25 protein-coding genes are annotated in these 22,452 nt (G+C 63.9%); 21 read left to right on the top strand and 4 right to left on the bottom strand.

The annotated features are described in order from the left end of the window. The first annotated feature begins 286 nt into the window (after positions 1-286). From ACE37B_RS11765 to ACE37B_RS11690, 16 genes are all read left to right on the top strand, one after another. Positions 287-637: a hypothetical protein gene (locus ACE37B_RS11765; RefSeq protein ID WP_409923501.1), complete on the top strand. Its 351-nt coding sequence runs from the start codon at positions 287-289 to the stop codon at positions 635-637. Between the two features lie 262 nt (positions 638-899). After that, complete coding sequence (locus ACE37B_RS11760; RefSeq protein WP_409923500.1) at positions 900-1,562, top strand: SAF domain-containing protein; 663 nt, start codon at positions 900-902, stop codon at positions 1,560-1,562. Next, positions 1,562-2,731, top strand: a complete 1,170-nt coding sequence (locus tag ACE37B_RS11755) for a hypothetical protein (protein WP_409923499.1) — start codon at positions 1,562-1,564, stop codon at positions 2,729-2,731. The genes ACE37B_RS11760 and ACE37B_RS11755 overlap by 1 nt, the downstream gene beginning before the upstream one ends. Continuing rightward, complete coding sequence (locus ACE37B_RS11750) at positions 2,728-4,035, top strand: ATPase, T2SS/T4P/T4SS family (protein WP_409923498.1); 1,308 nt, start codon at positions 2,728-2,730, stop codon at positions 4,033-4,035. Before ACE37B_RS11755 ends, ACE37B_RS11750 begins: the two co-directional genes overlap by 4 nt. Next, a complete protein-coding gene (locus ACE37B_RS11745; RefSeq protein WP_409923497.1) occupies positions 4,032-4,925 on the top strand; it encodes a type II secretion system F family protein in 894 nt (297 codons plus the stop codon). Before ACE37B_RS11750 ends, ACE37B_RS11745 begins: the two co-directional genes overlap by 4 nt. After that, positions 4,922-5,818, top strand: a complete 897-nt coding sequence (locus ACE37B_RS11740) for a type II secretion system F family protein (protein ID WP_409923496.1) — start codon at positions 4,922-4,924, stop codon at positions 5,816-5,818. Before ACE37B_RS11745 ends, ACE37B_RS11740 begins: the two co-directional genes overlap by 4 nt. A 24-nt stretch (positions 5,819-5,842) precedes the next feature. Beyond that, positions 5,843-6,067 (top strand): hypothetical protein, encoded by a 225-nt coding sequence (locus ACE37B_RS11735; protein WP_409923495.1) that lies wholly within the window; start codon positions 5,843-5,845, stop codon positions 6,065-6,067. 9 nt (positions 6,068-6,076) lie between these two features. Continuing rightward, a complete protein-coding gene (locus ACE37B_RS11730; protein WP_409923494.1) occupies positions 6,077-6,457 on the top strand; it encodes a hypothetical protein in 381 nt (126 codons plus the stop codon). Continuing rightward, positions 6,454-6,867 carry a hypothetical protein gene (locus tag ACE37B_RS11725; RefSeq protein ID WP_409923493.1) on the top strand — a complete coding sequence of 138 codons (414 nt, stop codon included), beginning with the start codon at positions 6,454-6,456 and terminating at the stop codon, positions 6,865-6,867. Before ACE37B_RS11730 ends, ACE37B_RS11725 begins: the two co-directional genes overlap by 4 nt. Beyond that, positions 6,864-7,298, top strand: a complete 435-nt coding sequence (locus ACE37B_RS11720) for a pilus assembly protein TadG-related protein (RefSeq protein WP_409923492.1) — start codon at positions 6,864-6,866, stop codon at positions 7,296-7,298. Before ACE37B_RS11725 ends, ACE37B_RS11720 begins: the two co-directional genes overlap by 4 nt. Before the next feature lie 55 nt (positions 7,299-7,353). Further along, positions 7,354-7,524: a hypothetical protein gene (locus ACE37B_RS11715; protein WP_409923491.1), complete on the top strand. Its 171-nt coding sequence runs from the start codon at positions 7,354-7,356 to the stop codon at positions 7,522-7,524. Positions 7,525-7,537: 13 nt separating this feature from the next. Beyond that, positions 7,538-7,966, top strand: coding sequence for a hypothetical protein (locus ACE37B_RS11710; RefSeq protein ID WP_409923490.1), 429 nt, complete (start codon positions 7,538-7,540; stop codon positions 7,964-7,966). A gap of 41 nt (positions 7,967-8,007) precedes the next feature. After that, entirely contained in the window at positions 8,008-8,868 is an 861-nt protein-coding gene (locus ACE37B_RS11705; protein WP_409923489.1) for a hypothetical protein, read from the top strand. Further along, positions 8,865-11,960, top strand: a complete 3,096-nt coding sequence (locus ACE37B_RS11700) for a LysM peptidoglycan-binding domain-containing protein (protein ID WP_409923488.1) — start codon at positions 8,865-8,867, stop codon at positions 11,958-11,960. Before ACE37B_RS11705 ends, ACE37B_RS11700 begins: the two co-directional genes overlap by 4 nt. 202 nt (positions 11,961-12,162) lie before the next feature. Beyond that, the gene (locus ACE37B_RS11695; RefSeq protein ID WP_409923487.1) at positions 12,163-13,206 is read left to right on the top strand and encodes a tyrosine-type recombinase/integrase; all 1,044 of its coding nucleotides are present in this window, start codon (positions 12,163-12,165) and stop codon (positions 13,204-13,206) included. After that, positions 13,203-14,504, top strand: a complete 1,302-nt coding sequence (locus ACE37B_RS11690) for a tyrosine-type recombinase/integrase (RefSeq protein ID WP_409923486.1) — start codon at positions 13,203-13,205, stop codon at positions 14,502-14,504. Before ACE37B_RS11695 ends, ACE37B_RS11690 begins: the two co-directional genes overlap by 4 nt. 221 nt (positions 14,505-14,725) lie before the next feature. On the opposite strand, the gene ACE37B_RS11685 is transcribed toward ACE37B_RS11690, so the two are convergent. Further along, positions 14,726-15,037 carry a putative quinol monooxygenase gene (locus ACE37B_RS11685; protein WP_409923485.1) on the bottom strand — a complete coding sequence of 104 codons (312 nt, stop codon included), beginning with the start codon at positions 15,035-15,037 and terminating at the stop codon, positions 14,726-14,728. A 104-nt stretch (positions 15,038-15,141) separates the two neighbouring features. Here ACE37B_RS11685 and ACE37B_RS11680 point away from each other — a divergent pair, with 104 nt between their 5' ends. The 5 genes from ACE37B_RS11680 (at position 15,142) to ACE37B_RS11660 (ending at position 20,719) form a co-directional block, all read left to right on the top strand. After that, positions 15,142-16,083: a GlxA family transcriptional regulator gene (locus ACE37B_RS11680; protein WP_409923484.1), complete on the top strand. Its 942-nt coding sequence runs from the start codon at positions 15,142-15,144 to the stop codon at positions 16,081-16,083. Positions 16,084-16,453: 370 nt separating this feature from the next. Beyond that, positions 16,454-17,161: an HPP family protein gene (locus ACE37B_RS11675; RefSeq protein WP_409923483.1), complete on the top strand. Its 708-nt coding sequence runs from the start codon at positions 16,454-16,456 to the stop codon at positions 17,159-17,161. A 214-nt stretch (positions 17,162-17,375) separates the two neighbouring features. Continuing rightward, a complete protein-coding gene (locus ACE37B_RS11670; RefSeq protein WP_409923482.1) occupies positions 17,376-18,635 on the top strand; it encodes a chloride channel protein in 1,260 nt (419 codons plus the stop codon). Continuing rightward, positions 18,632-19,048, top strand: a complete 417-nt coding sequence (locus ACE37B_RS11665) for a MarR family winged helix-turn-helix transcriptional regulator (protein WP_409923481.1) — start codon at positions 18,632-18,634, stop codon at positions 19,046-19,048. Before ACE37B_RS11670 ends, ACE37B_RS11665 begins: the two co-directional genes overlap by 4 nt. 390 nt (positions 19,049-19,438) lie before the next feature. Further along, positions 19,439-20,719, top strand: a complete 1,281-nt coding sequence (locus ACE37B_RS11660) for an IS256 family transposase (RefSeq protein WP_409923480.1) — start codon at positions 19,439-19,441, stop codon at positions 20,717-20,719. A 168-nt stretch (positions 20,720-20,887) separates the two neighbouring features. On the opposite strand, the gene ACE37B_RS11655 is transcribed toward ACE37B_RS11660, so the two are convergent. From ACE37B_RS11655 to ACE37B_RS11645, 3 genes are all read right to left on the bottom strand, one after another. Then, the gene (locus ACE37B_RS11655; protein WP_348479350.1) at positions 20,888-21,202 is read right to left on the bottom strand and encodes a hypothetical protein; all 315 of its coding nucleotides are present in this window, start codon (positions 21,200-21,202) and stop codon (positions 20,888-20,890) included. Positions 21,203-21,323: 121 nt separating this feature from the next. Next, complete coding sequence (locus ACE37B_RS11650) at positions 21,324-21,620, bottom strand: hypothetical protein (RefSeq protein ID WP_348479351.1); 297 nt, start codon at positions 21,618-21,620, stop codon at positions 21,324-21,326. A 44-nt stretch (positions 21,621-21,664) separates the two neighbouring features. Further along, complete coding sequence (locus ACE37B_RS11645; protein WP_409923479.1) at positions 21,665-22,417, bottom strand: DUF1971 domain-containing protein; 753 nt, start codon at positions 22,415-22,417, stop codon at positions 21,665-21,667. Positions 22,418-22,452: the final 35 nt, after the last annotated feature.

The raw sequence follows: 22,452 nt of genomic DNA, 5'->3' as shown, positions 1-22,452 counted from the left end.
TGCACAGAAACCCGTGACACCAAGCGCGTGCGGCGGTCAGGACGCTCACTGCAACCGTGAATGCTCTCGCTGACTGAGGACCCCACGCGAGTCGTCACGACCGCCACGATGCGTTGTTCCTGCAGACGCCACCTCGACCGCTTGGGAATTGAACAGGCTCACGAGCGACGCATGAGGAGATAGCGACGCCCTGGCCCGCCAGGTCGGCCCGCTGTGTGAGAACACGGCCTGCTGTGAGCCGTCGAAGCGCGCTGATCCGTCGGGGTGTGGCTACGGTCGTGGGGCGATGAGTGGTGAAGCGAGTGGTCGCACCGTGCCACACGAGTTGGCTGAGCGAACGGATTTCTTCGCGGCGTGGGCGACGGTGGAGTCAGCTGACGGCTATCCGGCGACGACACGCGCGCGTGCGTTCGCGCTGTGGGTTGGCCTGTTCCAGATCCTCGACGAGGACCGTGTGGTCACCGCCACCGCCGAAGAGATCGCAGTGATGTTCTCGGTGAGTCGGGCGGGGTGGCTGCAGTACCGCAAACTCCTCAGCGAGGTGGGTTTGATCGAGCAGCACCGAAGCAACACGCAGCATCGACCAACGATCATTCGGGTGAACCCACCGCTGCGCGTTGACGCCAGCAACTCGTGAATCGAAGTGGGAGCACGGTTGCCCAGCCGCCAAGCGGTGGGTAGCGAGAATGGTCAGTCAGAGCGAATATTGATGAGACCCCTTGCGGGTCATGGCTAATTAGCATACGTTGTGGTTTGAAGCGGGCGGGCAACCCGACGAAAGGCAGACGTACGTGAGTATCGAGGCCGAATCGATTCCGCCGCCGCCGACAGAAGCGGCTGAGCCCGTGCGTCGTGCCGCTCCACCTTCGAAGACGTCGGTGAAGCGTCGGCGTCGTGCGATGACGAAACGGCGCGGCAAGTTGTCCGAGCGGATCACGTTGACGATGATCGTCGGCACGCTCGCCCTGCTGCTCGCGTTCGTCAGCGTCATCGCGGTCTTGAGCGATCGTCGTGAGATGGTCGAAGTCATCGTTCCGTCCGAACGGATTCCGGCTGGCGCGGTGATCTCAGCGGACAACGTCGACATCATCGAGATGCCCGCGTCGGTGTCGTTCTCGGACGACCTGCTCGGACGGAACCGGCTCGCCGAGGATCTCGTTGCCGGACGCACACTCGAAGTTGGCGAGCCGATCGGTGCGTCTGCGATTGGTGAAGGGTCGTCGCGTCCGGTCGGGCGCTCGATGGCTATCCCGATCTCGTCGTGGGGTCTCACCGGCGGCGAACTCGAAGTTGGTGACGAGATTGACGTCATTGATACGCGCGATGAGGGGGCGAGCTATGTCATGACTGGTGCGGTAGTGATCGATCGGTCATCGGGCGGTGGTGACAGCGGCGGATTGACAGCGACGCGCGACGAGTTGTGGGTCGCCATCGAAGTGACGAGCGACGACGCGTTGCAACTCGCCGAGGTGATCGAGGCCGACGAGTTCCTGATCGTTCGCTCGACGGGGCTCAACGACACAACGGTTGACCCCGCGACGCCCACGGAAGTCGGCGAGTGATGGCCCGCCAGGTCGGTGTTGCTTTGTCGGACTGGGGCCTTCGGTTGAAGGGCTACGCGAGCGACCATGTCGCTGACGTTCAGGTCGTGCTGGTTCGCGACCGGCGCGCCGTGACCGATCGTGGTTTGAGTGTCGTCTGTGTGCGGGTCGGTGACCCGTGGGTGGATCGACACTTCATCGCAGCCTGTGACGCTGAGGGGCTGCCGATCATCGGGGTGTACGACTCGATCGACACCGAGCACGAGGCCATCGGGCTCGGCATCGAGTTGCGCATGGATGCCTCGACGACACCGACGCGGATGATGCAGCAGATCGCAACGGTTGACCCGGCAGCCAAGGACGTTGGCCTCGGCGACCCGGTCGACTTTCACGCTGCTCCTCTCCAAGGCCGCGCAGCTCTGGTCGTTGGTGGGCCGATTGGCACCGACGCGACCGAGGTTGGCGTCGCGCTCGCTGCAGTGATGTCGAATGATGGGTCGAGCATCCTGATCGACTTCAACGAAACCGACCCGCATCTCGCGATGCGACTCGGATACCGCGACGTACCGAACGTGGCGACCGCTGCTGCCGCAGTCAGCTCGAACGGCGAGGCCGCAGCGCATCTCAGCGGACCGCAGCCAGGTCTCCCGCAGTTCGATTTCGACGTGATCTGTGGGTTGCCGTCGGGTGACGACTGGAACAAGCTGGGCGAGCACGACAGTGTCCGCCTGCTCGCCGAATGCGATCGCAACTGGAACTCCGCAGTGGCGATCACCGGCCCGATGGTCGAGGACTTGGACGGCTGGGTCCCTCGCTTCGCAGTGAGCCGCAGACTGTTGTCGACAGCTGATCACGTACTCGGTCTGTGCGACGCATCGCCCGTCGGAATCGTTCGGTTCGCTTCTTGGCTCGTGCACGCGAATCCGAAAGCACCCGTGCTGACGGTCATCTCGAACGCGCCAGCGAAGTCGACGAAGGTGGTGAGCGACATTGCTCAGCGTTTGCAGTCGCTGTGCGGTGATCGGATCCAGATCGTGGGGTCGTTGCCGGTCGATACTCGAGTTGGCAAGGCGGCGTGGAATGCCGAACTGGTTCCACGTGGCCCATTCAGCCGGGCAATGGTCGACATCAGCTTCCACGCCACTGACGCAATGGAATCTGCCTGGCGGACAGAAGGGGCGATTCGATGAAGACGACCGAAGACGGCGGCATCCCCGCCGGCATGACAGCACGTGAATTCATCCGTCAACGGATCCTCGACCGGCTGACCGAAGAGGGAGCGGACGACTCCGCGACACCGAAAGACGATCAGGTTCGTGTCGCCATCCAGGCAGAGATCAACCGGTACGAAGAGGAAGCCAACCGCGGGCTTCTCCCGGTTCACGCCAACCTGGGCGAGCTTCGCCGGCAATTGGAGCTGACGTTCCTCGAAGCAGGACCGCTCACGAAGTACTTCAACCACGAAGTACCGGTCTACGAGGTCGTCGTGAAGGGAGGGGTGACGTCGATCGTCACGACAAACGGTGTGCTCGAAGTCGATGCTGACCCGATCGGTGAAGAAGAGATGCTCGCCATCGTCACGCGGTTGCTCGCCGATGCGCACACCGGCGTCGACGCGTCACGTCAGGTCGTCACGAAGATGATCTGGGACAACTCGGTACGGGCGACCGTGTCGATCCCGAACGTGGCAACGATGCTCGATGCGACGTTCCGGGTCTACCGAGAACAGACTGCGCGGCTTCGTCAGCTGGTGGATTGGAACTCGCTCACACTCGTCGCTGCGAACCTGTTGGCATCGTTGATGCTGACCCGTGCCGGCATTGTCATCTCCGGTGCGCCGGGGTCGGGAAAGACAACGTTGCTGGCCGCGATGATCCGCCAGATCCATCAGTCGAACAACGTGCGAATTGTGCAGGAGGCACGCGAACTCACCGCACCGGCGCATCCGGGTGGCGACTGGGTGCCGGACGGCGACGAGTCCATTCGGTCACTGGTCAACCTGGCGCTCACGGCCGGTCCGAACTGGCTGGGCGTGAGCGAAGTGAGGGGCTCCGAGGCAGTGGAGTTGCTTCGTGCCAGCAACGCCGGCTGCGGATTCTTCACGACCGTACATTCGGAGTCCGCAACGCTCGCGATGGGCGCCCTGAGCGACTTGGCCATCCTTGCTGGCAACAACCTTGAGCGCTCTGCTGTGTCCCGGCGCTTCTCAAGCCTCATCGACGTCTCGGTGTTCTGCGAAGCCGAACCGCTGCATCTCGTCGACCCGGAGAAGGGGATGCGCCGTCAGGTGATGGAGATCTCGGCGGTGCCGAGCTTCTTGGACGCCAACGACGACTTTGTTCTCAATCCGATCTTCAAGCGTGAACGCCTCGGCGCTCCGCTCGAGTTTCAGGGTGTTGGGTCGCTCGGTGAGTTGGGCCCGATGATCGACCGCAACATGCAAGGCGGCATCACTGCCCAAGGCCTGTGCGAGGGAACGGACACGCTGCTGTGATCCTGCTCGCTGCTCTGTCCGCCGCAGCAGCGGCGTACTGCTTGGTGTCGGTGATCATCGACTGGAACAAGCCCGCGAAACCGCGCCGTGTCTCGACACGCAGGAAGCGCCCCACGCTGCAAGAACGTCTGCTCCAAAGCGGTGTAGCGATCAGTACGAGCAGGTACCGCCTCACCGTCATCGGGTCGACGATCGCCACGTTCATCCTGATGCTGCTCATCACGCGGACGCCACCGATCGCGGTGCTGTTCGCAATCGCCGTGTCGGGGGTCCCGCGAGCGTTCTACCGACGGCGCCGACGGATCGAACTCGCAGAGCGAATCGCTGCATGGCCCGAAGCAATCCGCGACGTGCTCAGCGCGCTGTCGTCGATGAGCCTGCACGACGCACTCAAGCGACTGGGGCAGACCGGGCCGGAGCCGCTTCGGCCGACGTGGCGTCGGTATGCGAAGAACTCTGCGGTCCTCGACCGTTCAGCTGCGCTTGCCGTGGCGCGTGCTGATCTTGCCGACCCGGTTTCGGATCGGGTGCTGGAGTCGATCGACGTCGCGTTGAGCCAGGGCGAGAAGATCTACATGGAGGTGCTCAAGTCCCTTGCGGACAACGTCACGTCGGACCTCGAAGTCCACGAAGAGATCATTTCGAACCAAACCGACATTCGGGCCCAAGCCGTGCTGGTGATGGCGATCCCGTTCCTGCTGCTGATGTGGCTCGTCACGCGCAACAGCGAGTTCGCCGACTTCTACTCGACGCCACTCGGATGGATTGTCATCAGCATCGGCGCAGGGATGGCGCTATTCGGCTGGAAGATCATGAACAAGATCGGCACCGTGCCCGACGAACCGCGTGTGCTCATCTCGCGCGACGAATCAATCGAGGCAGCAACATGACCGGGCAAGCAGTTCTTCCTGCGCTGCTCGCTGCAGTCGGTGCGGCATTGGTCGCCACGTCCCTGGTGCGCAGTCGCGTGCAACTCGCTGATCGCATCGAGCCGTACGCCCAACGCACACGCAGCCAGCTCGGAACCGTCATACCCGAACGCGCTCAAGGGCCCCGCACCGTGTGGGGCCCAATGATCACAACGCTCGCCGAGGGATTCGCCCGGCTCATCGGGGGCGGCATCGACGAGCAACGACTTCGTCAGGCCGGCATGGCCGACTTGACTGTCGACGACGCTCACCGACAGCAGCTCGCATTCACCGCGGCCGGCGTCGGCCTTGGCGTGGTCATGGCGCTCTTCGTCAGCCTCGGGGCAACCGGCTCGCTCTTGCTCGTGATCATCGCCGGCGTGGGCGGCTACTCGAACTGGCGGTCCCGAATCGACCGAGCAATCCGGCTCCGCAGCGAGCGGCTGAGCGCCGAAACACACGTGATGTGCCAGATCCTGGCGATGTACCTGCGCACCGGCGACAACCCGCAACCCGCAGTCGAACGCCTCGTTCGACGCAGCAGCGGCGAAGTCTCCCAAGACCTCGGTCGTGCAGTCAGTCTGATCCGGTCCGGGTCCGTTGCACGCGAAGTGTTCGAACGGACCGCCCAAGAATCCTCGGAGCCTCAATCAGCTCGCCTGTACCGGCTCGTCGGCGCAAGCTGGGACGACGGCGGCGACGCCGACGCACTCATGCAACTGTCCGAAGTGCTCCGCGCTTCACGGCGTCAAGAACTCCGACGGTCCATGGCGCGCCGCCGCGTCGCAATGGTCCTACCGCTCACGATGATCCTGGCGCCGATCATCTTGCTGTTCATCGTCGCGCCGATCCCATCCATCATCTTCAACCGATAGCCCACACCAAACAAGGAGCACACCATGCAACCCACCCGCCGCAACCGCCGCCCCGACCACACGGTGCTCGACCTGCAGCGCACCGATGAACAGGAGTACACGCCGAAGCATCAAGACAGCGGCCAAGCACTCGCCGAAGTCATGAGCTACATCGCCGTCGCAGTGGTGGCGGTCGTCGCAATCGTCGGCCTGCTGCAGGTCTTCGGCCAGGACGTCGTCGGATCAATCCGCTCAGCTGTCGGTCTCTGATCGAACCCGATGACCGACCAACAGAGAGAGCGTGGCGATGACGCCGGCACCATCACGGTGTCGGTCGTCATTGCCGTGTCGTTCGCGCTCCTGTTGTTCATTCAGCTCGCCAACATCAGCGTGCACTACTACGGCAAGAGCGTCGTGCAATCCGCCCTCGACGAAGGCGCGAGAGCGGGAGCGATCGGCGGGCCGTCGGCATGCCAGACACGAGTCGATGAGGTGCTGGATGACCTCATCCCCGGAATGCGCGACGGTGTCACCGTCACTTGCGCAGATGCCGGAACATCGATCATTGTCACTGCCGACGTGAGCTTCAACGGATGGCTCTCCTCACTCGCGAACTACAACGGCAGCTTCTCGGCCTCGGCAGCCAAGGAAGACCAATGAGCAACGCGAAACACGACCGAGGGTCAGCAGAGATCGAACTGGTCCTCGGTGTCGCGTTCATCCTGATTCCGATCTCGATGCTCGTCCTTCTCATCCCGCAATGGCCCGAGTCCCAAACCGCCGCACGATCGTCGGCGAAAGAAGCAGCAACGCTGATCGTCGGAGCGTCCGACGCAGCCAGCGGTGTCGAGGCCGCCCAACAAGCGGTGGATCGGGCGGCAACGAACCTCGACCAGGACCTGACGATGTCGGTCACCGGCGAATGGTGCCGGGGATGCGAGATCACCGTCACCGTCACCGTCGTCGTCCCAGCGATCGTGATCCCCGGAATCGGGACAACCGGAGCCGTGGACTGGTCCGCCTCATCCACGGCGCGAATCGACGACTACCGAAGCCTGGACACGCTATGAGCAACGCACCGCGCCCAACCGACAAAGGCTCAGTAACGGTGTGGATCATGGGCCTGACCGTGATGATCGGCATGCTCGGCTTCCTCGTCCTCGCGATCTACGTCCCCTTCAGCGAACGGCGCGGACTCGCAGGAGCCGCCGACCAAGCAGCCCAAGCCGGTGCAACAGCACTCGACGAAGACGTCTTCCGCAGCACCGGAGTGCTCCAACTCGATCCAGTGCTCGCCCGCGAGCGAGCACTGCAGAGCATCGAGAATCAGAATCTCGACATTGACATCGCCAACTCATCAGTCGACGCCACAGCTGACGAAGTGACCGTGGTGCTCGAAGCGCAAGTCAACGACAGCTTCATTTCGATCTTCGACCAAGGCGACGGACCACTGATCATTCGCGTGACCGCAACAGGCACGCCGAGAGAGGACTCCCCATGATCCAACCCCAACGAGTTGTACTGCTCGGAGCAATCGCTGCGATGACAGTCGTTGCTTGCAGTGGAAGCGAAGCATCAGACACGACCGTGGCGTCGTCTCCGCCGATCACCGCAACGGCCAACACCACCACGTCGTCCACGACGGCGACATCATCGACGGTCGCCGAGACAACAACCACGACAACCGCAGCCGCGCCCACGACGGAAGCCCCGACGACGACTGGTGAGGCACCAACAGAGGTGGCGCTCGACGACTTCGAGTTTGTGATCGAAGAACTCAGTCGCCGGATCGTTGCCATGTACGCCGACCCGAACCTCGATGCAATCCCGGGCATCTGCGCAGTAGAGAGCCCCTGCGAAGAGCTCTACACAGCGCAGATGAGTGACTTCATCGACAGAGGAGAACGAACAGAGGGCGAATCGGCGAACGACGTCACTGACTTCGAGATCGTCGGGTTCGACGAAGAAACGCTCGAGGAATCAGCTGCAGTCGTGATCCGCTACACCATCGCTCCGGTGGGCGAGAATCTGGGCGCCATCGTTGATTCGAATGGCGACGTCGTGACACAGCTGGTCGTCGAGAACCCGAACGACCCAGTCGACGGGCAGATGAACTTGGTGCGGAACAACGAGCCTGGTTTGCCGTGGCGGATCGTGACGCAGCAATGAGCCGAAGGACTCTTGGGCTAGCAGTCACCTGCCTCTCGTTGGTGCTCGCGACAGTGATCGGCGGAGTCGCGAGTCCCGCGCAGGCGCAAGACGCTGTGTGCGTCATCGACCCGATCACCAAGGTCAAGAAGTGTCGGATCGAAATCACGATTGAAGGGCCAGACGCCGGCGACACGACCGTCAACATTGGAACCGGATCGGTTGTGTTCCGTTGGGAGCGGTACTCCTGGGGAACCACGGACGCTCGCGGCGGTCCAGGACCTGCATTCGTCGACTTCTTCTGCACTCCTCGGACGTCTACATCAGTCGCTGCCGATGGCACAGAGACGACAACGACGGAGCTCGGCGTCTACTACAACATCATCCTGATACGGATCGACACCAACGAAACCGTGATCTTCGACTTCGTGTGCGTGTACCCGGGCGACCCTGTGCCGGATCCGCCACCACCCCCGCCGACCGAGGAGGAGTTCCGGAATGCGGCCGAACCGGTGTTGACATTCGAGACGGAGCTGAACCCTCGTGTCGCGTTCGGCGGGATCACCGGACTCGACACCTGGTTCTGGTGCGCCGACCCCGGCCAGACACCGGTCGGGCTGACGTTGCGAGGCTGGACCGCAGCAGCGACCGTCGATCCGGTCGGTATGGCCTGGAACATCGGAGGCACCGCCGAGGATGGATTCCAGCGAACCGCCTGCGGGTCCGAAGAGGATCCAGCGGTGACATGGCAACCGCAGACGAAGGGGACGTACGCAGTCGAATTCGTCTCGACGTGGGCTGGCACGTGGACTCTGACTTATGACGGTTTCCCGGCCGAGACCTTCCCGCTCGGGCCGCTCGATTTTCCGTCGCCGGCGATCGACTATGACGTTGACGAGTTCGTTGGAGTGCTGTCGGAATGAACGAGTCACGGAGCTTCACACGAGCGCTGATCTGGCTGGCGGTGAGCGCAGCGTTCCTCGCGGCATTCGTCGTGGCAGGCCGGTGGTCGATCAGCCCACTCGATTTCCCGCAAGTCGGGACCTGGCTGGACGGGACCGAACCAATCGACGCGTTCGTCGAGGTCGCAAGATGGATCGGCATCGTGCTGGCCGGCTACGTCGTCGCTGTGTCGCTGCTCGTCTTGGCAAGCGAGGCCGCAGCAGCGGCACGTCTGGTGTCGGTGTCGCGACTCTTGTCGAGGACGAGCCATGCGTGCGCGGTGCCGATCATTCGCAAGCGGCTGGTTGAAGCGTCGGCAGCGACCGCAATGACGGCGTCGTTGGTGTCGCTGTCTGCGGGCGGTCTTGTGAGCGCAACCGGATCTGTCCCCACGAACACGACGGCACAGTCGATCGACTCGACGAGTGAACAGTCGACGATCGACGTAGAAGGCGCGGTCTCAGGCGTCGAGGACGCCGACGTCGTCGTAGTGACCGTGAAGCGCGGCGACACGCTGGTGAAGCTCGCTCGCGTCCAGTACGGCGAGGTAACCGACCGGACGACAGTGGACTGGCTGGCTGACGTCAACGACCTTGCTGACGCGAACCTGATCTTTCCTGGGCAGCAGCTGAAGTTCCCCCCATTGGGCTCGCAAACCCCGCCACCTCCGGTTGCGACCGATGCCTCGTGGACGACCTACACGACGGCTCGAGGCGACACGCTGTGGGAGATCATCGAGGTGCAGTACGGGGCTGTGAACGCCGACATGGTGTGGACGGTCTCGGAACTCAATCAGCTGGACAACCCAAGCGAAATCGCGATTGGCATGCAACTGGTTCTGCCACCCATGGACGAAGACGGAATGCTGATCACCGACCAGGTGACACCGCCTGCGCCGCGCGCGCCGATCGAGGTTCCAGACGTCGTCGATGAGGTGATCCCCGAGTTCGGGGATGCGCCTGTCGAAGACTTTGAGGCTGTTGCGGTGGATGTCGTGGAGCCGGTCGCCGAGGCTGAGGTCGATGCGTCCGAGGTCGAGTCCAGGTCGTTCCCACCGCCTACGGATAGTCCGCTTGCACCGGTGCCGACCGATGTCCCTGCTACTTCGGTGACCCCCGCCGTCGTTGTTTCGAGGTCTGGCGAGGTAGCGATTGACGGTGCCGATGTTGTCAACGAGTGGCACCGGTCAGTGTGGGCCAATGTCGCTGCCGGTTCGCTACTGCTCGCCGGTCTCGGTCTGGCGGTCCGCCGGTTCCGTCTACGTCGCTTGGCCCGGTTGGGGCCCGGCGAGCGGATCACTGATCCGCCATCGGTGGCATCGGGGACCGAGCTGGCCATCACGCGATCCCCTGAGTCGATTGCCCATCTGACGACATTGCGTGGTCTCATGCAGAGCCTGACGCCGTATGCCGCTGAGCAGTCAGATCCGCCTGCCGTGCGCGCTGTGCAGATCGGAGAAGACCGAGTCGAGGTGCTGTTCGCTTCACCCGCTCCGCTGCCGCCGAAGGGTTGGTCGACGATCGATGGCTCCCACTCGTGGACTCATCGGTTCGACGATGACCCGGTGGCGTCGCGGCAGTTGTTGACGCCAGCGTTGGTCACGATTGGCAGGCGCAGCGACGACGACGGCGACCAGGAAGTGCTGTTGGACTTGGAGACGGCTGCGAGTGTTGCGATCAGCGGTGACACCGACGCTGCCATGGGCCTCGCCCGGTCGATGGCGCTCGAGTTGGCCACCTACCCCTTGGGTGTCCCGATGGATCTGTGCCTGATCGGGCTCCACGTCGACGGGACCGAGGTGTGTGACCGGGTGTGGCAGGACACGACGCTGCAACGTGCAGTTCGAACAACGCGCGAGCACGTCGATGCAATGGCCGCGTCCGGCGCGGCCTCGATGGTGTCGGCCCGGTCTGAACTGGCCGAGGACGACGGACGCCACGATCCGATCGTCTTCATCGTGAACGCCGGCTCGGTCGCCGACTGCGATCGGGTTCTGTTGGACGAGTTGGTCGACATCTGCGTGCCGTCGATGGGCGTTGCGGTCGTCGTGGTCGGCGGTCATGCGAATGCGAACGAGCAGATCGTCATCGATGACGCATCGAAGGCCGTGTGGTCGCACGTGGCACTGACCGCACCAATGGTGTCGCTGCAAGCTGCGGCAGAAGCTGCAGTGATGTTGGATCATGCGCTCAACGCCGAGAGCGAGCCGATGAAGCCGTCGCAGATCATGTCCGTGATGCTTGCCGAGACGGAAGCAGCCGCAGATCACAGCGTCGAAGTGGAGCCGCTCGATGTCGCTGATGTGGAACTGGCTGACGAGATCGACGTCGACGATGAAGTGCCCGAGTTCGAGTACGTGGCTCCAACGTTCGACGTTCTGCTCCGGGTCATGGGCAACGTTCGGACCGAGGGCATCGACCTCAGCGCCAACGACACCGAGCTGCTCGGTGTGCTTGCGTGCCTGCGAGGCCATGCCTCGGTCGACCTCGGATTGGTCCATGAAGCCATTGCGCCGAATCGCGAGCGCAAGACCGTCGAGAACCGCGTGTCCACGTTGCGCCGTCGACTCGGAGTCGGCTCGAACGGCGAGGACCTTCTGCCGGCAACCGGCCCGGCGGCCCGGTTCTTTGAGCTGAGCCGATTGGTGGTCAGCGATGTTGACCTGCTCGAGCACCGTTTACACAGCGCTCACGAGCTGGGTTCCAACGACGCGCGCAGGGTGCTCTCGGCTGGCCTGGACTTGATGGAAGGCCCACTGTTCCGAGCACAGAAGGGTTTCGACGGCTGGCCGCAGAGCGAAGGCGTCGTGGTTGCAATGACCACGGTCATCACTAACTACGCACTCATGCTGATCGACTTGGCGGTCGAGGTCGACGACTTCGCGCTGGTTGCTCGGACGACTGCCGCAGCCGGTCAAGTTCTCGACAACCCGGTTTCGGAGTTCCCCTTCCGTCAGAAAGAAGAGGAGTACGCCGAGGCATGCGGCGACGACGACCTCGTCGCCTCCGTCGACGCTGCGCGAGAGAAGCTGCTCGCCTACCTCCGTGACGAAGATTCCCTCGCGACGCCCTGAGAGCGCCTGCTTGGTCAGTTGGTCAGTTGGTCAGAAGCGAATCACCGGCGACAGCTGGTGCCCCTTGACGCTCAGCCGGTTGGCATTATGAGCGCATCGGGGTGCGGAAGATGTGAGGATATGTGGGTAATCCTCGCCGCTTTCAGTGGTGGTGAGGGACTCTGGGTGACTGCCCCGCCGGGGCTCGAAAGGAACCCATCCCATGTCTTGGTCACCTGAATTTCAACGCGCCGATCGCGCCGACGGAGGGGTCGAGGTTCGCCTCGGTCACCCGGTCGTCGACCGGTATCTCGAGTTCCTTTCAGTGAGGTGCCGGCCGAACACGGTGCTCGCTGCCGGGTTCGATCTGAAGGTGTTCTTCACGCTCGTTCCGGTCGAGCCGGCCGAGGTGACAACGGCGGATGTGTTGGCGTTCATCACCGCCCAACGCGCGTCGGGTGACGACACGGTCGTGCGACTGGTTGATGGCGAGTCGGGGTTGTCGGCGCGCACGATCCAACGCCGCCTGTCGTCGTTGTCATCGATGTTCTCCTACCTGATCGTGCGCGGTGACGTCGATCAGAACCCGGTCCCGCGCGGCCTGTCGACACGGCGCTCTCGTGATCGCGGCCAGCGCGGTGTGCCGTTGATCCGAACACCGCGAACGTTGCCGCGTGTGGCGGAGCCGAGCGAGGTCGACGCGCTGCTCGAAGCGTGTCGAAGGTGGCGGGATCGGGCGATGATCGAAGCAATGGTGCTCGGCGGACTACGCCGCTGCGAGGTCCTCGGTCTGCGCCTCGCAGACTTGGACGGAGCACGTCGACAGGTGTTCATTGTCGAGGGCAAGGGCGGTCACCAACGACAGATCCCGATCTCGGCGAGGTTCTTCGCGACGGTCGGCGACTACCTCCGAGCGGAGCGCCCGACCGACTCGAACACGGACCGGTTGTTCGTTGTGTTGAAAGGCCAACGGCGCGGACGGCCACTCTCCGACGACGGGCTCGGCCAGGTGTTCAAGTCGGTCCGCCAACGCTCCGGCGTCCGGCGGGTCACGTGCCACGAACTTCGCCACACGTGCTTCACCCGACTGCGCGAAGCCGGGATGGAGTTGGAGGCGTTGCAGGCTCAGGCCGGTCACCGATCGCTCGACACGACCCGCCTCTACATTCACCTCGCGAACGGCTGGCTCGCCGAGGAATACGACAAAGCGTCTGCGTTGATCGACGCCGACATGTTCCTCGCCGCAGCCGACGGGATCGGCAAATGAGCGCCGCAGTCGCCCACGTTGTCGCGGCGGGCGAGGTCACTGTCGGGCCGGGAAGGCCACGGGCTCGACACATCGACTGGCCCGAGATCGCCGCTGTTGCACCCGTTCTCGCTGGGACGATGCAGCGCTACCTCGCTCAGATCGCGGTTTCGCTTCGTCCCGCGAGCGTGCGCGCCGCGGATCGCATGCTGCGCCAGTTCGCCGGTTTCGTGACCGGCGAGTTCCCGGAGATCGTTCGCCTTGTCGACGTCGAGCGCGTGCATGTCGAGGGGTTCAAACGTCACCTCGGCACCCGGCTCAGCCAGAACGACACCGGGCGCACACTGTCACCAACGACGATCAGGATCACGCTCGGCACGCTGCGAACGTTCTTCGAACGCGTGTCGGAATGGGACTACCCAGACGCCCCCAAACGGGTGTTGATCTTCAACGGAGACCTCCCCACACCCGACGACCCACTCCCCAAATTCCTGTCCGATCCCGACGCCGCGAAGCTGATGCGCGCGGCGGCCGACGCTGATCCGGTCCGACGGTTGGTGATCGAGATGCTCGCCCGAACTGGCCTGCGAGTCGGCGAGTTCTGCGAACTCACCGCCGACGCCGTCGTCGAGATGAGCGGCCGCCACTGGCTGCGCGTCCCGATCGGCAAACTACACAACGACCGCTACGTCCCACTCCACCCACAACTCGTCGAGCAACTCGACCACCACGCCCGGAGCCGGTCCGACGACCTCGACCGACTCATCGTGTTCAACGGACGCCGCCTCGACAGGCACATCGTTTCGCGCATGGTCCGACGCGTCGCCAAGGCCGCCGGAATCGGCCACGTCCACCCCCACCAACTCCGCCACACGCTCGCGACTCAGGCCATCAACCGCGGGATGAGCCTCGAAGCAATCGCAGCCATGCTCGGCCACAAGACGTTGCGGATGACGCTCGTCTACGCGCGCATCGCGGACCGCACCGTCGCCGACGCCTACGACCGCGTCACCAGCGAAGTCGACGCCCTCTACACCAAACCGAACGGGCTCAGATCAGCGCCAGGCGGCACCGCCGCGATGGCGCACCTCGCTGCCGAGTTCGACCAGAAACTGCTCGGCAACGGCCACTGCAACCGGCCCTCCCAGCTCGACTGCCAGTTCGAATCGATCTGCGAATCCTGCGCCTACTTCTCGACCAACACGTCGTTCGTTCCGGTCCTCGAAACCCAACGCGACCATGCCGCCGAACGCGACCAGCACCACCGAGTCGACCTGTTCGACACGCTCCTCGAACGCGCCCGCACCGAGCAGCCGTGACCTCAACCGCCAGAAATCTCAGATTCCCCTTGACACCGATTACCCACATAAGTGCCGCTATCGAGTGGTCTCGGCGGGGGCCGGCGGTGAACGTTATGCGTGCATTCGAACGGCACGTTCGAGACGCGTTTGACGCAAGTGCATGCGTGCGATCGAGCGGTCATTTCCGCTCGATCGGCCCTGCCGTTCGGCGGGGCTCGACCGCCTCGAGCGGTGGAGGGCTACGGGAGTTTGGAAGCGAGGACGTCGGCCGGCATGATCTCGGGCTCTGCGCCGAGGAGCTGCTGGTTCGCCATCAGGGCTTCGACGATGGCGCCGTTGGCGTGGGCGTCGCGTGCGGCCTCGTCGGCAAACGCGTCGAAGATCCAGAAGGTGTCGGGGTGGGTCCTGACCGCGAACCAGACCATGGTGCCTTCCTCTTCGTTGGCGAGTTCGACGGCGCCTGCGAGCAGATCGCCGAGCGCGTCGTGCTGGCCGTCGGCCGCGACGATCTTGGCGACGAAGGCGTACGGGAGTGATGCGGGTGTGGACATGGTGGTCTCCTCGGTTCGGGGTTGCTGGTGTGACAAGTCCAACGTACGACGGTCCAGGGCCGATGGCGAGTGGCGTATACGACGGTATTGCTACCGTTCACGCCATGCGGATCGGACTGATCGTTCTCGACGGTTGCTTTGGTTCGGCGGTCGCGTCGGTGATCGACATCGTGCGGGTGGCTGACGGAGCCCGCGGCGATGTCGATCCGCGTATCGACCCGATCGAGCTCGCCATCGTCGGACCGAAGCGGCGGGTGGCCACGACGACATCGATGACCCTGTCGGTGGACCACCCGCTGTCGGAGTCCGGCGACTTCGACGTGGTCGTCGTCCCTGCGCTTGGAACCCTCACCGCCGCCGCCACCAACGACGCCTTGCAGAGCCGAGGTGCCCGGTCGGTCATCGAGTCACTCGAGCGTCTCGACGACGCGACCACCCAGATCGCGGCGGCGTGTACCGGTGTGTTCACCGTCGCCGAGACCGGACGTATGCACCATCGGCGGGCGACGACCAGCTGGTTCCTGGGGCCGGAGTTCCGAAAGCGCTATCCGACCGTCGACCTCGATCTCGACACCATGGTCGTGGTCGACGGAAACCTCGTCACCGCCGGCGCGGCCTTCGCCCACATCGACCTCGCACTCTCACTCGTGCGAACGGTCAGCCCCGACCTGGCCCAGCACGTCGCCAAGCTGCTCCTCATCGACGAGCGCCCGTCGCAGGCGGCCTTCGTCGCCTACGACCACCTCCGCCACGATGACCCGATCGTCGTCGAGTTCGAACGCTTCGTGCGCGCCCGCCTTGACGAACCGCTCGACGTCGCGTTCGTCGCGCAGTCGCTCGGCACCAGCCGGCGCACCCTCGAACGACGAGTTCGTTCGGCGCTCAACCTCACTCCGCTGGGCTTCGTCCAACGTCTTCGCATCGAACGGGCTCGGCATCTCTCGGCAACCACCGACCTCAACTCCGCCGAGATCGCGCTGCGGGTCGGCTACGCGAACGCCGAGACACTCCGCTCCCTCTTGCGCAGGGAACGACGCCGTTCCTGAGTCCAGCAACATGCATGTAGCCGGTGTTGTACCGCCCGGTTGGAACCAGATCCCAGCACTTCGCATCGATGCCCATGCAACGCCCGTGGCTTGACCACTCGACACGCCTGCAGCACGGGCCATGCCCGCCCACGGCGTCTGTAGCTGCCACCGACTGTTCGGCGGAACACTCGCCGGGACTGCCCACGAAGGCCGGATCGAGGACGCGCGATACTGAGCGACCGCAGCCAAGCGCGAAGTGCCGTTCTCGATCGGTCCACGACTCTTGGGTCGAGCGTAGATATGCGTGTTTTCGAGGGCGTGGTGGCTGGTGCGGTCAGTTTGCGGGTCCTTCCGGCGTTTTCTGGATGCCGTTGTAGCCTCGCCGATCGTGGCGACGTGGATGAGGTGGCTCGGCGTCGAGGTCGACGAGGTCAGCACGAAGGAGAAGGCCGTATCGGGCCTCGGCGGTTTCGTTGCCATCGGCATTCTGATGTTGATCACGCGCGACGCGCTCGATCTGCATGGCGCGTCGATGGTGATCGCGTCGATGGGCGCGAGTGCCGTGCTGCTTTTCGCCGTGCCCCACGGACAGTTGTCGCAACCTTGGCCGGTCGTGGCAGGTCACGTCACGTCGGCGTTGATCGGCGTGACGGCAGCGGAGATGATCGGATCGATCGAGCTCGCCGCAGCCGTTGCTGTCGGCGCAGCGATCGGCGCGATGCACGTGCTGAAATGCATCCACCCGCCCGGCGGAGCTACGGCGCTGACAGCAGTCGTGGGCGGCCCTGCGGTGTACGACCTGGGGTTTCAGTTCGTTGTCCGGCCAGTTCTGCTCAACGCCGTGGCCATGGTGATGCTCGCTGTTGCGTTCAACGCCATGTTCGCTTGGCGTCGTTACCCGGCGGCGGCCAACAAGCCCTCGCCGGGGTCGGTCGCAGGAGGCCCTTCACACGCCGATGTGCTGGCTGCGCTGCGCTCGATTGATTCGTTCGTCGACATCACCGAGACCGATCTCGTGCGCCTCGTCGCCCTTCTCAGCGATCCGGTGGAGGAAGACCAGGTGGGGATTTCCGCACCGCGCCCCACAGCACGCTGACGGCCACTGCTCGCCTCAGCCGTGGGTTTCCACGAGTTGTCACGCAATCTGGGGGTCGCCGCCCGGTGGTGTGGGACGAATTTGATGAGGTCAGGACGTCGGGTCTTCCGAGCCCCGAGCCACGATCTCAAATAGATCGTGTTACGATCTATCGACGGTGTTGGGTACTCTTCCGCGCGACCGGCTGAACGACTTCTTCGGGATCAGGTCCCGGATGGTGGCACTGATTGTGGCGATGGGTTTCGGTGGCGGCGCAGCCGGGGCGGTGTATCTGTGGGTTCTCCACGTCGTGTCGGAGCGCATCGGGACTGGCCGGTGGACGAGCGTCGGTCAGATCGCGGTACTCGCAGTCACCGGCGTGGCGGTGAGCGTGCTGATCAAGCTGTTGGGCCGACCCGCTGATGTCGATCTGTTGGTCGGCAACATTCATGTCTCGGGAATGACCGATGGCGACATCGAAGAGTCGGGTGCGGATGGTCGCGACACCGACGGCCGGTTGCGGTCGCTGATTCCAGTGTCTCTGTTGTGCATTGGCGCCGGGGGGACGCTTGGTCCCGAAGCTCCGCTGGTCACGATGACGGGCACGTTGGCAACGCGGGTCGCCCGTCGCTCGAAGGTGGACGCCGCTGATCTCCGGGTACTCGCCATCACCGGGATGGCCGCCGGATTCGCCGTACTGTTCGGAGCGCCGCTCGGCGCAGCTGTGTTCGCATTGGAGATCCCGCATCGTCGTGGACTCGAGTATTACGAAGCGCTCGTACCCGCAGCGATCGGCTCCGTGTGCGGGTTCGCTCTCTCCACCGTGTTGGGTGGTCACGGGCTCGAACCCATCTGGAACCTGCCGGGTTCGGATCTGGTTGCGGGAGTCGACCTGTTGTGGGCGGTGCTCGCAGGCGTGCTTGGCGCAGCGATCGGAGTTGTGTTCACGGTGCTGGTGGATCTGCTCCATCGAGTGGTGTCGTTGATTCCTGTATCTGCTCGCCCTGTTGTGGGCGGGGTTGTGCTCGGCGCGCTCGCTCTGGTGAGCCCGTACGCGCTCACCAATGGCGAGGTCCAAATTCTCGAACTGGTTTCGTCCGCACCTCTCACGACAACGCTTCTGCTCGCAGGCATCGTCAAGCTCGCTGCTGCCGCAGTCGCATTGGTCACCGGGTGGCGGGGCGGGTTCATCATCCCGCTGTTCTTCACCGGCTACACGCTGGGGTGGGCGGCGGCAGATTGGCTGGCGATCGATCACACGTGGATGTTCGTGGCCGCCACGATGGTTGCCGCCAACGTTGCTGTGACGAAAACGCCGATCGGGTCGACTCTCGTTGTCACCGAGATGTCCGGCCTCGCGCTCGGACCGGTCACGATCATCGGGGCGCTGACGAGTCTGGTGCTGACCTCACCGATTGCCCTGATCGAGAACCAGCGACGCCGCTTCGACGCCTACGAGACCACGGACAGCGACCTCGGAGCGAATAGCACATGACCGATCCCGACACGCCTCTGACCGACGACGACTACCGGTCACTTGCCGAGTTCCGCCATGCGCTCCGGCGGTTCCTCGCGTTCTCCGAGGGCGCTGCCCGAGATCACGACATCACCCCGGCCCAGCACCAACTCCTCCTCGCGATCCGCGGATCGGCCTCAGGGCGGCAGCCGTCGACGAGCGAACTCGCCGAGGCCCTACAGCTCCGACTCCACTCCGTGGGCGGGTTGATCGATCGCGCCGAGGCGAACGGGTACGTGGAACGCCGAATCGACCCTGGCGATGCTCGCCGCACACTGTTGACACTCACCGAACACGGCCAATCACTCCTGGACTCACTTTCCGTCCTTCACCGGAGCGAGTTGCGCACCTTCCGCACCGAACTCGCGGCGATCCTCGACCAACTCAACTGACCGCCCGGATCGCTCGACGTAAGGATCTGCACGTCCCGACGGCAAAGCCCAGAGCGTCACGCCCCAACCGCTGACGCTCGCCGGTGCAGCGGATCCAGACGTGCTGGCCATCATGAAGACATGCCCGACGGTCCTGATGAAGGCGGTGAAGCACCGTGCTGGCAGGGACTGTCCGGTAGAAGTCGACCAGCATCCTCCACCGCTGCGAATCGTCGGATCGAACACGATTTTCTACGCCGACCAAAGGAGCGAACTCGTCGTCTCCGCTCACGTCGTCGTCGCTTCTGTCGCCAGCGGATGAGAACGAGACCTCAGGGACTGTCAGATCCGCGGTGTAACTGGTCTGGCCTGAAACGCTGAACCGTCGTGGTTCGGCCGGAAGGACAGACAATGACAGACCATGATGTGGTGGTGGCGACATCGCCCACCAACAACAACGATGACGGTCGGCTTGATCAGTCGATCGCGGAGGAGCTCGTCGCGCGGGCCCGATCGGAAGGGGTCGATCTGGTCGGCCCGGGAGGGTTGCTGGGTGATCTCACCAAGCAGATCCTCGAGACCGGGTTGGGGGTCGAGATGGATGAGCATCTCGGCTACACCAAGCACGACTCGGCCGGCCGCAACCACGGCAACTCGCGGAACGGGACCCGTTCGAAGACGGTGATCACCGAGATCGGCCCGGTCAATATCGACGTGCCTCGTGATCGTGACAGCAGCTTCGAACCAGCCACGGTGAAGAAGCGGCAGCGCCGGCTGAACGGGGTGGACTCGATGGTGATCTCGCTCACCGCGAAGGGCCTAACGACGGGTGAGGTCCAAGCGCATCTGGCTGAGACGTATGGGACCGACGTGAGCCGCGAGACGATCTCGAAGATCACCGACCGGGTCCTCGACGACTTGGCCGAGTGGCAGAACCGGCCTCTCGACCGCGTGTATCCGGTGATCTTCATCGACGCGATCGTCGTGAAGATCCGCGACGGCCAAGTCGCCAACCGGCCCGTCTACACCGCGATCGGCGTGACTGTTGACGGTCAACGCGACATCCTCGGAATCTGGATCGGAACGGGCGGCGAGGGCGCCAAATACTGGTTGCAGGTGCTCACCGAGATCAAGAACCGTGGCGTCGACGACGCCTGCATTGTCGTGTGCGACGGACTCAAAGGCCTGCCGGAATCGATCGAAGCGACCTGGCCGTTGGCGGTCGTGCAGACCTGTGTGCTGCACCTGATCCGCAACACGTTCCGGCTCGCCTCACGGCGCGACTGGGACAAGATGGCCCGCGATCTGCGACCGGTCTACACCGCCGTCAACGAAGCCGACGCCCAGGTCCGCCTCGATGAGTTCCACGACAAATGGGGCGAGCAATATCCGGCGATCCGCACCCTGTGGTCGAATGCGTGGTCCGAGTTCGTGCCGTTCCTGGACTACTCGCCCGAGATCCGCCGGGTCATCTACTCGACTGATACGAACGCGATCGAGTCGTTGAACGCTCGGTTCCGGCGGGCGACCCGAGCGAGAGGACACTTCCCGAACGAGCAGGCCGCGATGAAATGCCTCTACATGGTCGTGCGTTCGCTCGACCCGACCGGCACCGGCCAAGAGCGCTGGATGAACCGCTGGAAGCCCGCCCTCAACGCCTTCGCCATCACCTTCGAAGGCCGCCTCTTCTGAGGCCTACGATCCCAACAACCAACATGCACCGCCAGACCAGTTACACCAATCGTCTGACAGTCCCAGACCTCACGACACTTGGAAGGAGAACCCGGATGAGGCGCACCAAAGGCTGAGGAAATCAGCTCTGAGATGCGGCTGCGCAATGCGCGATGGTCGTTTGGGACTTCAGTGTTTGAGATCTGGTAGCGCAGCGACGACGGCGATGTCGTCGGCGGTGGCCCCGGATCCGTATGCGGAGATGTAGAGCCCTCGGTGTCCGCAGCCGGCGTCAAGCGCGTAGACGATGGCTTCGTCGTCAGGGTTGCTGTCGCCCTCGAAACGGACGATCGCATCGATGGTCAGTTCCGCGGGATTGTGGCTCGTCGAACACTGTCCACAGACGAGGCGTCCGTCATGGGCGCGGTAGTCCTCGACGTAGCCGCCGAGCGCAAGACGGGTGGTTGCCTGACTCAGGGTCTCCATCGCGCCACCTTCGGTCATGTCTCGACCGTACCGCTCGTCTGTTCGTTCACCGTGCAATCGTTCCCCGCGGCGATCTGTTGTGCATTGGGTGGGAAGTTGGCGATCGCCTTGCTGGTCTCGGGTCCCCAGTACTGGTCCGTCACTGCTCCTCGGTCGATCTGCCAGCGTGTCCGGGTTGGTGGGCTTCGCAGATGTGAACGGTGGTGGCGTGGGCTTGGCCCATGGTGATCTCGCCGTTCGGGGCAATGTCGAGGGTGTGGCCGATCGTGGTGATCGTGGTGAGCAGGACGCTTTCGTCGAGGTCGTGGGTGATGGCGATACAGCCGTCGACGACGTGGGGGTCGACGGCGTGGACCCCGGGTGTTGCCGTGATCGTCTCGATGACCTGATTGAAGCAGCTGGGACAGTTGATGTCGGCGGTGACGTAGGTGAGCACGAGTCGTGTTCCTTCGGTGCGATCGGTTGAAGGGTTCGGTTGGTTCAGCGGTGTTGCGCGGGTCGCCAGGTTCCTTTGCCGAGGAATCGCTGGGCCATGGCCCAGGCCATACCGGTCGCCCGCTTCTTCGCGTGCTCAGCGTGCGGGCCGGTCCATCCGCCGTCGACGGCGTCATGGAAGATCTCGAGCCAACGATCGAAGAGTTCCGGGGTGAACGGATCGGCGTCGTGAAGTGTTCGGTGCGCCTCGATCACATCGATCTCGTAGCCGGGAGCGTAGAGCAGCACGTGACACCAGTGGTCGGTGACGGACTCGATGTGGGCTTGCCAGTCGATGAAGCCGGGTTCGAAGTCGAAGTACGGCTCGAGGAGTTCGTCCTGGACCACATCGACGTACTGGCGTGTGACCATCTCGTGGACCTCCTCGGTCGTGTCCAGGTCGCGGTGGCGGTGCTCCCACGGCCCCGAGCGGCGCCGTGAGTCGACTGCAACCGAACCGGGCACCATCGGCGCGTCGGGGGCTCGGTAGAACTGGATGAAGAACGTGGCGTCGGTCGCGGGTTCGACTCGGTGCTCGATGCCGGGCTCGATCACGGCGGTGTCGCCGGGCCCGAGGCCGACGTCGCGTGGGGTGTCGCCCTCGTGATCGGTGTAGTGGACGGTGCCGGACTGGACGAACAACTGCGCCCAGACCGTCGTGCGATGCGACTCGGCGAGCTGATCGGGCAGGGATTCGACGTTGAACAACGGGGTGCGTCGAGCTGCGACGAGTTCCGATGGAAGTGTTGGTTCGTTCATCGATGTCCATCCATGTGTCGTTGGGGTCTCTGTTG

The organism is Ilumatobacter sp., assembly GCF_046290335.1.
Classification (GTDB): Bacteria; Actinomycetota; Acidimicrobiia; order Acidimicrobiales; family Ilumatobacteraceae; genus Ilumatobacter_A.
The sequence above is the reverse complement of the archived record's forward strand: the minus strand, read 5'-3'. Positions and strand labels throughout refer to the sequence as shown.

Bases quoted from the DNA above. Each gene is read 5' to 3' on its own strand.
- ACE37B_RS11765 (WP_409923501.1), top strand. From the start codon at position 287: ATGAGTGGTGAAGCGAGTGGTCGCACCGTGCCACACGAGTTGGCTGAG.
- ACE37B_RS11760 (WP_409923500.1), top strand. From the start codon at position 900: ATGACGAAACGGCGCGGCAAGTTGTCCGAGCGGATCACGTTGACGATG.
- ACE37B_RS11755 (WP_409923499.1), top strand. From the start codon at position 1,562: ATGGCCCGCCAGGTCGGTGTTGCTTTGTCGGACTGGGGCCTTCGGTTG.
- ACE37B_RS11750 (WP_409923498.1), top strand. From the start codon at position 2,728: ATGAAGACGACCGAAGACGGCGGCATCCCCGCCGGCATGACAGCACGT.
- ACE37B_RS11740 (WP_409923496.1), top strand. From the start codon at position 4,922: ATGACCGGGCAAGCAGTTCTTCCTGCGCTGCTCGCTGCAGTCGGTGCG.
- ACE37B_RS11735 (WP_409923495.1), top strand. From the start codon at position 5,843: ATGCAACCCACCCGCCGCAACCGCCGCCCCGACCACACGGTGCTCGAC.
- ACE37B_RS11730 (WP_409923494.1), top strand. From the start codon at position 6,077: ATGACCGACCAACAGAGAGAGCGTGGCGATGACGCCGGCACCATCACG.
- ACE37B_RS11725 (WP_409923493.1), top strand. From the start codon at position 6,454: ATGAGCAACGCGAAACACGACCGAGGGTCAGCAGAGATCGAACTGGTC.
- ACE37B_RS11720 (WP_409923492.1), top strand. From the start codon at position 6,864: ATGAGCAACGCACCGCGCCCAACCGACAAAGGCTCAGTAACGGTGTGG.
- ACE37B_RS11700 (WP_409923488.1), top strand. From the start codon at position 8,865: ATGAACGAGTCACGGAGCTTCACACGAGCGCTGATCTGGCTGGCGGTG.
- ACE37B_RS11695 (WP_409923487.1), top strand. From the start codon at position 12,163: ATGTCTTGGTCACCTGAATTTCAACGCGCCGATCGCGCCGACGGAGGG.
- ACE37B_RS11690 (WP_409923486.1), top strand. From the start codon at position 13,203: ATGAGCGCCGCAGTCGCCCACGTTGTCGCGGCGGGCGAGGTCACTGTC.
- ACE37B_RS11685 (WP_409923485.1), bottom strand. From the start codon at position 15,037: ATGTCCACACCCGCATCACTCCCGTACGCCTTCGTCGCCAAGATCGTC.
- ACE37B_RS11680 (WP_409923484.1), top strand. From the start codon at position 15,142: ATGCGGATCGGACTGATCGTTCTCGACGGTTGCTTTGGTTCGGCGGTC.
- ACE37B_RS11670 (WP_409923482.1), top strand. From the start codon at position 17,376: ATGGTGGCACTGATTGTGGCGATGGGTTTCGGTGGCGGCGCAGCCGGG.
- ACE37B_RS11665 (WP_409923481.1), top strand. From the start codon at position 18,632: ATGACCGATCCCGACACGCCTCTGACCGACGACGACTACCGGTCACTT.
- ACE37B_RS11660 (WP_409923480.1), top strand. From the start codon at position 19,439: ATGACAGACCATGATGTGGTGGTGGCGACATCGCCCACCAACAACAAC.
- ACE37B_RS11655 (WP_348479350.1), bottom strand. From the start codon at position 21,202: ATGACCGAAGGTGGCGCGATGGAGACCCTGAGTCAGGCAACCACCCGT.
- ACE37B_RS11645 (WP_409923479.1), bottom strand. From the start codon at position 22,417: ATGAACGAACCAACACTTCCATCGGAACTCGTCGCAGCTCGACGCACC.